At 72.5% G+C, this 3,351-nt stretch carries 4 protein-coding genes; all 4 read right to left on the reverse strand.

Going from position 1 to position 3,351, the window contains the following annotated elements; translation table 11 throughout:
* The coding region (locus VFY73_RS09320) for a hypothetical protein (protein WP_329717946.1) at window positions 1-363 on the reverse strand (363 nt) is incomplete at its 3' end.
* Window positions 360-716, reverse strand: a complete 357-nt coding sequence (locus VFY73_RS09325; protein WP_329717948.1) for a hypothetical protein — start codon at window positions 714-716, stop codon at window positions 360-362. The genes VFY73_RS09320 and VFY73_RS09325, both read right to left, overlap by 4 nt.
* Before the next feature lie 19 nt (window positions 717-735).
* Window positions 736-2,178: a glycoside hydrolase family 27 protein gene (locus tag VFY73_RS09330; RefSeq protein WP_329717950.1), complete on the reverse strand. Its 1,443-nt coding sequence runs from the start codon at window positions 2,176-2,178 to the stop codon at window positions 736-738.
* Window positions 2,175-3,351 (reverse strand): glycosyl hydrolase family 95 catalytic domain-containing protein (locus tag VFY73_RS09335; protein WP_333783673.1); only part of this gene is annotated, 1,177 nt, incomplete at its 5' end. The genes VFY73_RS09330 and VFY73_RS09335, both read right to left, overlap by 4 nt.

The raw sequence follows: 3,351 nt of genomic DNA on the forward strand, positions 1-3,351 counted from the left end.
GCGGATGGCCGGCAGTTCCAGGCGCGTGCTGCCTGCACGCGATGTCTGCTTCATGAGCGGCGTGGCGCGGCCTGGCAGCAGCACCAGGCTCGGCGGCGCCTCGGCGGCAGCCTTCGGAGGAAGGAAGCGCACGCGCAGCGCCCGGTCGCTGAGCGGGCTGACCCGCAGCGTGCCCTGCGGCGTCGCCAGCACCCATTCCGCCGCCCGCGCCGGCCCGGCCGGGCCGCCCTCGGGTGCCAGGGTGCTCGCGGTGTCGGGCGATGAAGCGATCGAGGGCGTTGCCGCCGACGTGATCAGCGGTGTCGCGGCTCCGGCAAGCGCGGCCTTCAGCGCCTTGCGTCGGGACAGGGTGGTGCTGTTCATGGGGTGCTGCGCCAGATGCCTTCTTGCCTGCCTGCATCGACGATGGTCTTGATGAGGTCCGGGTGGCCCTGGGCGCCCGTCTTGCGGTCGAACAGGCCGAAGGTGTGGTTGCCCGTGGAGCCGTCCCACACGGGCACCAGGCCGTGCTGGAAGGCCGAGCGGGTGACGAACTGCGCCCACGTCTTGCGCCAGCCGCCTGCGGGGCCGTGCTCCGTCTTGGAGATCGCGCCGTACTCGCACAGGATGTCGCGCATCGCGCCCGCCGAGGGCGCGGTGGTAACGGCTTGCGCACAGGCTGGCCTTCCGGCCAGCAGTGCCAGGGAGCACAACAAGGTGGTCGTCAGGAGTCTCATGGTTTTCAGGTCGATGGGGTCAGGCCTTGCGCAGCTGGCCTTGGGCGGCAGCGCCGCAGCGCACCAGGCGCGCGCTGTGCGGCGGCACGGTCAGCGTGCGGGTGCCCGCGGGCAGGTCGGCACGCGCCCAGCAGTCGCGGCGGGCGTCGGGCAGCCAGCCGGGCATCTGCGTGTGCCACGCCGCCTCGCCGGTGTTGAGCCAGGCCGCCCAGGTGCCTTGCGGGCCGTGGCAGACGAAGCGATGGCCCTCGCCGCTGCTGTGCCACTCGCGCGAGCCCGGCACGCGCAGCAGCGCCAGCACCTCGGGGTTGGTGACCAGGCGCAGGGTCCAGTCGTCGAGCCGGCGCAGGTCGTTGCCGAGGATCAACGGGCTGCGGGCGCAGGCCCAGGCGGTGAGCATCAGCACCTGCTCGTCGCGGGTGAAGCGGGTGTCGCGCTCGCCGAGCTGGGCCGGTTCGCCGTCGTAGTTGCGCAGGCCGATCTTGCCCACCGGCAGCATGTCGGCGTCGGGCCAGGCGCCGGGGCGGGCGTGCGGCGCCCACCTCACCAGATTGGTCAGGTTGTCGCGCAGCTGCGGCCAGGTGTCCCAGAAGTCGTTGCACACCCGCCATTGGTTGGCGTGGGCCTGCAGGTGGGCAGCCTGCTCCGGCTGCGACGGGCCGGGCGACAGGCTCAGCACCATCGGACGGCCGGTGGCGTCGATCGCGCGGCGGATCAGCTCGACTTCCTTCGCGTGGTAGTGGGGCGCGGCGATGTCGTCGACCTTGACGAAGTCCACCCCCCACTCGGCCAGCTGGGCGAACCAGGCGCGGTACCAGTCAAAGGCGCCGGGGTGCGCGGGGTTCACGCCGCACATGTCGGTGTTCCACGCGCAGGTCGAGCCTGGGTTGGCGACTTCGTTGCAGCGGTACCGGCTGCCGGCGATGGGCAGCTCCAGCCCCACTGCCTGGCGCGGGATGCCGCGCATGATGTGCACGCCGAAACGCAGCCCCATGCGGTGCACCTGCTCGGCCAGCGGTGCGAAGCCCCGGCCGCCCGAGGCGCTGGGGAAGCGGTTCGGGGCGGGCTGCGGGCGGCCATGGGCGTCGAGCACCAGCGGAGCGAAGGGGCGGTACCACGACGAGGTGGCGCCGGCCTCGTACCACTGGATGTCGACCGTGGCGACGTCATAGCCCACCGGCAGGAAGCGCTCGGCCAGGATGCGGGCGTTGTCGAGGTACTCGGCCTCGGTGATGCTGGCGCCGAACGCGTCCCAGCTGTTCCAGCCCATCGGCGGGGTGGGTGCCCAGGCGTGGAAGGGCAAGCCGGGCTCGGCGGCGCCATCGGTGGCATGGGCCGGGCTGGCGCCAGCAGCGTGGGCCGCGGGCAGGCCGGCCATGGCGGCCAGGCCGCTGCCCAGGGCAGCGCCCACGAAGCCTCGGCGGCCGGACGCGGCGGGCGAACCGTTGGAGGGGCCCTTCATGGCTTGAAGGCGGCACGGCCGGCGCCATCCAGCGTGATCGTCACGCGCTGCTCGCCATGCCGAAGCCGCACGACGGCACCGGGCCTGCCGCGCAGCGCCACCGCGATGGGTTCGCCGCGTGCCCAGGTGATGTCGAGCTCGGTGCCGCCGCGCACGCGCACGCCGCGCAGCTCGCCTTTCGGCCAGGCCTTGGGCAGGGCCGGCAGCAGGTGCACCTCGTCGCCCCAGGACTGCACGATCATCTCCAGGATGCCGGCCGCGCCGCCGAAGTTGCCGTCGATCTGGAAGGGCGGGTGGGCATCGAACATGTTGGGGTAAGTGCGCCACGGCCCCAGCAAGCCCTGGAGGATCTTGTAGGCACGCTCGCCGTTGCCCAGCCGCGCCCACAGCGCCAGCCGCCAGGCGGTTGCCCAGCCGGTGCTCTCGTCGCCGCGCGCGTTGAGCGTGACGCGGGCGGCCTGGGCCAACTGCGGCGTGTCGCGCACGTTGATCTGCCCGCTGGGGTAGACGGCGTACAGGTGCGACACGTGGCGGTGCTGCTGCTCGGCGGCGATCGCGTCCCAGTCGTCCAGCCACTCCTGCAGCTGGCCCTGGGCGCCGATGCGGTCGGCGGGCAGGCGTGCGCGGGTCTTGCGCACGGCCTCGGCGAAGGCGGGGTCGGTTTCGCCGAGTTGGGCGCGGGCCTCGAGGGTGGCCTCGAACAGGTCGCGCAGGATCTGGCTGTCCATCGCCGGCCCGGCGCACAGGGCGACCTTGGGGTGGTGCTCGTTCTCGGGCGAGATCGACGGCGAGGTGATCAGGCCGCGGCCCTTCGGGTCTTCGACCAGCGTGTCGAGGAAGAACTGCGACGCGCCGGTGAACAGCGGCACCAGGCGACGCAGCAGCGCGGGAGTCGGGTGGTACTGGTAGTGGTCCCAGAGCGTGGTGCATAGCCAGGCGCCGCCGGTGGGCCACATGCCCCACAGCGGGCCGTCGATGGGCGCGGTGGCGCGCCAGAGGTCGGTGTTGTGGTGCGCCATCCAGCCACGGGCGCCGTAGCTGTTGCGCGCGGTGCGCGCGCCGGTGACGGCGAGGTCTTCCACCATCTTCAGCAGCGGCTCGAAGCACTCGCCGATGTTCCCCGGCCCGGCAGGCCAGTAGTTCATCTCGGTGTTGATGTTGATCGTGTACTTG

It is taken from the genome of Ideonella sp. (genome assembly GCF_036277275.1).
Lineage (GTDB): Bacteria > Pseudomonadota > Gammaproteobacteria > Burkholderiales > Burkholderiaceae_C > Ideonella.